This window comes from Paracoccus sp. (in: a-proteobacteria), assembly GCF_046462195.1.
GTDB lineage: Bacteria > Pseudomonadota > Alphaproteobacteria > Rhodobacterales > Rhodobacteraceae > Paracoccus.
The window spans coordinates 1-6,006 of sequence record NZ_JBKGUN010000099.1 but is presented as its reverse complement, the minus strand read 5'-3'; the positions used below and the strand labels follow the sequence as shown (position 1 = coordinate 6,006).

At 66.3% G+C, this 6,006-nt stretch carries 4 protein-coding genes, 1 tRNA gene and 1 pseudogene; 2 read left to right on the top strand and 4 right to left on the bottom strand.

The window, feature by feature from the left end:
• Window positions 1-64 (top strand): annotated as a pseudogene (locus ACLHHB_RS06255) (hypothetical protein); the annotation flags it as partial.
• A gap of 36 nt (window positions 65-100) precedes the next feature.
• A tRNA-Ala gene (locus tag ACLHHB_RS06250) sits at window positions 101-176 on the top strand.
• A 66-nt stretch (window positions 177-242) separates the two neighbouring features.
• Here ACLHHB_RS06250 and ACLHHB_RS06245 read toward each other — a convergent pair.
• The 4 genes from ACLHHB_RS06245 to nirB all read right to left on the bottom strand — a co-directional run.
• Window positions 243-575: a hypothetical protein gene (locus ACLHHB_RS06245; protein WP_410217417.1), complete on the bottom strand. Its 333-nt coding sequence runs from the start codon at window positions 573-575 to the stop codon at window positions 243-245.
• Window positions 576-701: 126 nt separating this feature from the next.
• On the bottom strand, window positions 702-3,296 hold the full coding sequence (locus ACLHHB_RS06240) for a molybdopterin-dependent oxidoreductase (protein ID WP_410217416.1): 2,595 nt from the start codon (window positions 3,294-3,296) through the stop codon (window positions 702-704).
• Window positions 3,293-3,628 carry a nitrite reductase small subunit NirD gene (gene nirD / locus ACLHHB_RS06235; RefSeq protein ID WP_410217415.1) on the bottom strand — a complete coding sequence of 112 codons (336 nt, stop codon included), beginning with the start codon at window positions 3,626-3,628 and terminating at the stop codon, window positions 3,293-3,295. The genes ACLHHB_RS06240 and nirD overlap by 4 nt, the downstream gene beginning before the upstream one ends.
• A partial coding sequence (gene nirB / locus ACLHHB_RS06230) for a nitrite reductase large subunit NirB (protein ID WP_410217414.1) occupies window positions 3,625-6,006 on the bottom strand: 2,382 nt, incomplete at its 5' end. The genes nirB and nirD, both read right to left, overlap by 4 nt.

Below are 6,006 nucleotides of genomic sequence, written 5' to 3'. Positions count from 1 at the left end.
CCGTGCCCTCGATGCCTCCTCGGGCAAAGTTTTATGGAAGGCGCAGGTCGAGGCGCCGGCCGTTTCGGCCCTTTCGACAAGCCCGCACTCGCACTGGAACGGGGCCGTAGCTCAGCTGGGAGAGCGCGTCGTTCGCAATGACGAGGTCAGGGGTTCGATTCCCCTCGGCTCCACCAGACAATATTCCTGCCTGCCGCAGCCGAAAGTCTTTTTGGAGAAACGCACACTCCGACAGGCGCGTCCTACTGTCTGTCCAAGTTTTCGGGGTCAAGCCCCGCATACCAATCTGCGTAGGGAGTGTTCTTCGCCATGTGACGGTTGAGGTCCGGAGCCTCGTCCTGCCACCATACCGGTCCCCGCTCACCCAGCGCGATTTTGGCAGCATTGACGGCATGGTGGGCATTGTCCTCTGCCGTCCCGTCGCCTGAAGCACGGGCCCTCTTGACCGCAAGGCGTGCCTCCATCAGCGCCGCAACGAGCCGCGCCCGATCCGCAGGTGCAAGATGGGGATTGGCTGCCCGCCACAAACGGCCGCGTACAACAAGATAGCGTTGGTCCGGCGTGAACAGCGGCATCAGCGTCCTTCGGTCGGGCTTGGGCAGGCCAAGCAGCCCTGCTTTGGACAATGCCCCTCCCTGTGCCTGATCTTCAAGAGCAATCAGTCCTACCAAGGAGCTTCGCCTGTTGCTCTGGGCCCTTTGCTATTCCGCAGCCAGGGGCGCGCGGTTTCGGGACAACAGTGCTGCCAGTTCGGGCCGGCAAGAGCCACACTGGCTGCCTGCCCCCAAGGCCTCCCCTATGGCCTCGACACTGTCGAGCCCGCCTTGCGCCAACGCCCTCAGAACGGTGTTTCGTCCGACATTCATGCAGGCGCAGAGGGTGGGCCCGGGATCAGGCTGATCGGCCGGGGGATGACCCGCAAGCACGTCAGGCGCCACGCCACCCAGCAGGGCTGCCACATGATCACGGGCCAATGGCACAGGGCCGGGTGCCACGAACAGCGCCGCTTTCAAACCTCCGGCGTGGTGAAAGGCCATCCGGGTGATGCCTCGTCCCGGATCCTGCAGCAGGACCGATGTTGCCAGCCCCAGCAACCTTTCGGCCCATGCCAGCCAGTCGGCAGGAGTGGCCACGTCCGCCATCTCGATCTGCCACCCTCCCGGAACGCGTGCCTTGGCCCAATAGCTGCAGTCAGGAGTGACATCGGCCGCGGTCAGCAGATAAGCGTGCCAAGCGGCAGGATATGCCGCCAGCGTCACCTGTGCCGATTTGCTGGCCGGCTGACCCGACACAGGATCGGTCAATCCGGGCACCAAGATGTCGATGCGTCCGCTGGGACCGGTCAGGCCGGACCAGTGGATTGGTGCAAAGGGATGACCCGGTGCCACGCGCTCGCTGATCATCACGCGCAAAATGGCCTTTCCTTGCGCATTTGACACCTGCACCAGATCGGCATCGGCCAGACCCATGGGTTCGGCATCCAGGGGGTTCAGTTCCAGATACGGCTCGGCCAGATGCCGTGATAGGCGTGGCGAAAGGCCGGTCCGCGTCATGGTATGCCAATGATCGCGGACGCGGCCGGTGTTCAGCAGCAGCGTTCCTTGCAAGCGTGCGGGAAGTGCGGCCGTCACCGGGATCATGCGTGCGCGTCCGTCAGGCGTGTGAAAGCGTCCGTTTCCGAAAAAGCGGCCGCCATGCCGTGTGGGGCCTTGGGGCCAATGGACGGGCACCATCCGGTCAAAATCAACCGCTTCAAGATCCGAAATGTCGAAATCGCTGCCAAGGCGCCCCGCCACGCCCGACAGGGCGGCATGTTCGGCAAAGATCCGGGCGGGTCCTGTCCAGTCAAAACCCGCAAAGCCCATGCGTTGCCCCACTTGCGCCAAGGCCCACCAATCGGGCCGCGCCTGCCCCGGCGGGGGCATGACCGCACGTTGGCGGCTGATCAGGCGCTCCGAGTTCGTGACCGTGCCTTCCCTTTCACCCCAGGCGGCGGCGGGCAGCAGGACATGGGCCAGCCGTGCGGTATCGGTCTCGGGCCAAGCCTCGCTGACGGCGACAAAGTCGCAGGCGGCGATCGCCCGGGCAACGCGACCCGCCTCCGGCATGGTGACGGCGGGGTTGGTGTGGATGATCCACAACGCCTTGATGCGGCCGTCCTCGACAGCGCGGAACATGTCCACGGCCTTGAGGCCCGGCCGTTCCGCCATACGGGGTGCGTTCCAGAAGGTCTGGACGGCGGCGCGGTGGTCGGCGTTCTCCAGTTCCAGATGGCAGGCCAGCATATTGGACAGACCACCGACTTCGCGTCCGCCCATGGCATTGGGCTGACCAGTGACGCTGAAAGGTCCCATGCCGGGCCGCCCGATGCGGCCCGTGGCCAGATGGCAGTTCAGGATCGCATTGACCTTGTCGGTGCCGCTGTCGGACTGGTTGATGCCTTGGGAATAGACGGTGACAACCCGTTCCGTTTGGGTCCACAGGTCCAGGAAGCGCGCCAGATCGGCAGGATCAAGCCCCGTGGCCCCGGCCCTGCTGGCACGCGCGGCGGCAACCGCATCGGCCAGTCCCGCAACATGGGGCAGAAAGTCGTCATTCAGGCGCCCCCTGTCGACCAGATGGCACAAGAGCAGGTTGAACAGATGCGCATCCGCGCCTGCCGCGATCGGCAGATGCAGGTCGGCGCCCTCGCAGGTGGCTGTCCGGCGTGGGTCGATCACCACGATCGTCATGTCGGGCCGCGCGGCCTTGGCGGCCATCAGCCGCTGGTGCAGGACCGGGTGGCACCATGCCAGGTTCGAGCCGGTCAGGACCACAAGATCGGCCAGTTCCAGATCCTCGTAAAGGCCCGGCACCGTATCGCTGCCAAAGGCGCGGCGATGTCCCGCCACCGACGAGGCCATGCAAAGTCGAGAGTTCGTGTCGATGTTCGCACTGCCGATAAAACCCTTCATCAGCTTGTTGGCGACATAGTAATCTTCGGTCAGCAACTGGCCCGACACATACATCGCCACGGACTCCGGCCCATGCTGCGCAATGGCCTGGCCGAAGCGCTCGGCGATCAGGTCCAGTGCCTGATCCCACCCCGCCTCGGCGCCGCCGATGCGCGGGGTCAGCAGGCGGCCCTGCGTCGCCACCGTCTCGCCCAAGGCCGCGCCCTTGACGCAAAGGCGGCCCCGGTTGGCAGGGTGATCCGGATCACCGGCAATCCGCAGCCCGCCCTGCCCGTCCGGCGTGGCCAGAACCCCGCAGCCCACGCCGCAATAAGGGCAGGTCGTCCGGACCCCCGACCTCATGCTGCGTTTTTCCGTTGGAGGTGGGCTGCGTCCATCAGGACGCGGCCTTCCTCGACATGGACGGCAAAGGTGCGGACGCTGCCGTCATCCGCGCCCTGCGCCTGGCCCGTGGCCATGTCGAAGACCCAGTTGTGCAGCGGGCAGGTGACCTGGGCGCCGTGAACGATGCCTTCGGACAAGGGGCCGCCCTTGTGGGGGCAGCGATCGTCCAGCGCAAAGACCTGATCTTCGGCCGTGCGAAAGATCGCGACGCAGCCCGCGAACGTGCGCACCACCCGCGATCCCTGGCGCGGGATGTCGTCCAACGCGGCGATGTCGATGAAGTGGCTCATTCTGCAGCCCTCAGCGTCAGGTCGGCGACTGGCGCCCATTCGGAAGGGCGGGCGGCATGGTCCGCCCACGGATCGGTCTGATAGATCGACTGCGACAGCGCGAACCGCGCACACAGCGCCGTCCGGGTTTGCGCATCTGCGACCTGTGCGCGGCACCAGTCGAGGCCGACCTTGTCCACCCATTTGTAGATGCGGTGCAGATAACGGGCATTCTCGCGGTAAAGCTGGACAAAGGCGGCGGTCACGTCGCAAACCTCGTCCTCGGTGGCGACCGTCAGCAGAGGCTGCGTTTCGCGCACATCCATGCCGGCCGCGCCCGCGACGCTGATCTGAAAGCCGCTGTCCACGCAGATGATGCCGATGTCCTTGCAAGTTGCCTCGGCGCAGTTGCGGGGACAGCCCGACACGCCCAGCTTGACCTTGGCGGGCGTCCACGACCCCCACAGCAGCTTTTCCAGCCGGATGCCGAGGCCCGTGGAGTCCTGCGTGCCGAAACGGCAGAACTGGTCGCCCACGCAGGTCTTCACTGTCCTGAGGCCCTTGGCATAGGCATGCCCCGACACCATGCCCGCGTCGTTGAAGTCGGCCCAGATCGCAGGCAGGTCTTCTTTCCGCACGCCCAGCAGGTCGATGCGCTGCCCGCCGGTGACCTTGATCATCGGCACATCATAGCGGTCGGCGGCATCCGCGATGGCGCGCAGTTCCGCGCTGGTGGTGACGCCGCCCCACATGCGGGGGACCACGGAATAGGTCCCGTCCTTCTGGATGTTGGCGTGGTTGCGTTCATTGACAAAGCGGCTCTGCCGGTCGTCGCGGTACTCCAGCGGCCAGTCGGCCAGCAGGTAATAGTTCAAAGCCGGGCGACAGGACGCGCAGCCGCCCACCGATCTCCAGCCCAGTTCCTGCATGACGGCGGGAATGGACTTGAGCGCTATCGCCTTGATCAGGCGGCGCACGTCCTCGTGCGTATGGTCCGTGCATTTGCACATCGGAGGATTGGCGTTGGCGGCAAAGCCGTCGCCAAGCGTCAGGGCCATGACCTGTTCCACCAGCCCGGTGCAGGTGCCGCAGGAGGCGCTGGCCTTGGTCAACCCGCGCAACGCGTCCAGCGTGGTGGCGCCGCCTTCAATGGCGGCGGTGATCTGTCCCTTGCAGACGCCGTTGCAGCCACAGATCTCCGCTTCAGGCGGCAAGGCTGCAACGGCTGCCAAAGGGTCCGCAGTGGCACCTCCGGCAAAGGCGGGGCCAAAGATCAGCGTGTCGCGCAAGGGCGTGACGTCGCAGCCCGTGCGGATCTTGTCAAAGAACCAGGCCCCGTCGGCGGTGTCACCGTACATGACCGCACCGATCAGGCGGTCGCCTTCCAGCACCAGCCGCTTGTAGATGCCGCGCCCCGGATCGCGGAAGACGATGTCCTCGCGCCCCGGCGCCTCGGCAAAGTCGCCTGCGCTGAACAGGTCGCAGCCGGTGACCTTCAGCTTGGTCGCCGTCTGGACGGGCTGAAAGGCCGCCTCCTGATCCATCAGCGTTTGGGCCAGCACCTTGGCCTGGTCGTAAAGCGGCGCCACGAGGCCAAAGAGCTGGCCGCGATGCTCCACGCATTCCCCAAGGGCAAAGATCGCCGGGTCGCTGCTGCGCATCTGGTCATCGACCGTGATGCCGCGCTCGACCTCCAGTCCCGCGTCGTTGGCCAGCCGGGTTTCAGGCCGGATGCCCACGGCCATGCAGACCAGATCGGCGGGATAAACGGTGCCGTCCTCCAGCAGCACGGCTTCGACCTTGTCCTCGCCCAGGATGGCCTTGGTCGCGCCCTTGCAGTGGATGCGGATGCCGCGGCCCTCCAGGTCGCGCTGCAGCAGGTAGCCGGCCGCCGGGTCCAGCTGGCGCTCCATCAGGTGGCCCATCAGGTGGATCACCGTGACCTCGGCCCCGCGCGCGGCCATGCCGGCCGCAGCCTCCAGACCCAAGAGCCCGCCGCCAATCACCACGGCCCTTGCGCCGGGGCGGGAGGCCGCGATCATCGCGTTGGTGTCCTCCAGATCGCGGTAGGCGCAGACGCCGGGCAGGTCGCGGCCCGGCAGCGGGATGATGAACGGCGCCGAGCCGGTGGCGATCACCAGCGCGTCATAGCCCACGGAACCGTTTGCGCCGTGAACGACCCTGGCCGCCCGGTCGATGGCGGTCACGCTTTCCCCGAAACGGCAGGTCACGCCGTGGGCGGCGTACCAGTCCGCGTCATGCGTCACGATCTGCGCATAGGTCTTGTCGCCCGACAGCACCGGGGACAGCATCAGCCGGTTGTAGTTGCCACGCGGCTCGGCGTTGAACAGCGTCACGTCCCACTGGCCGGGAGCCGCCTCGAACAGATGCTCCAGCAT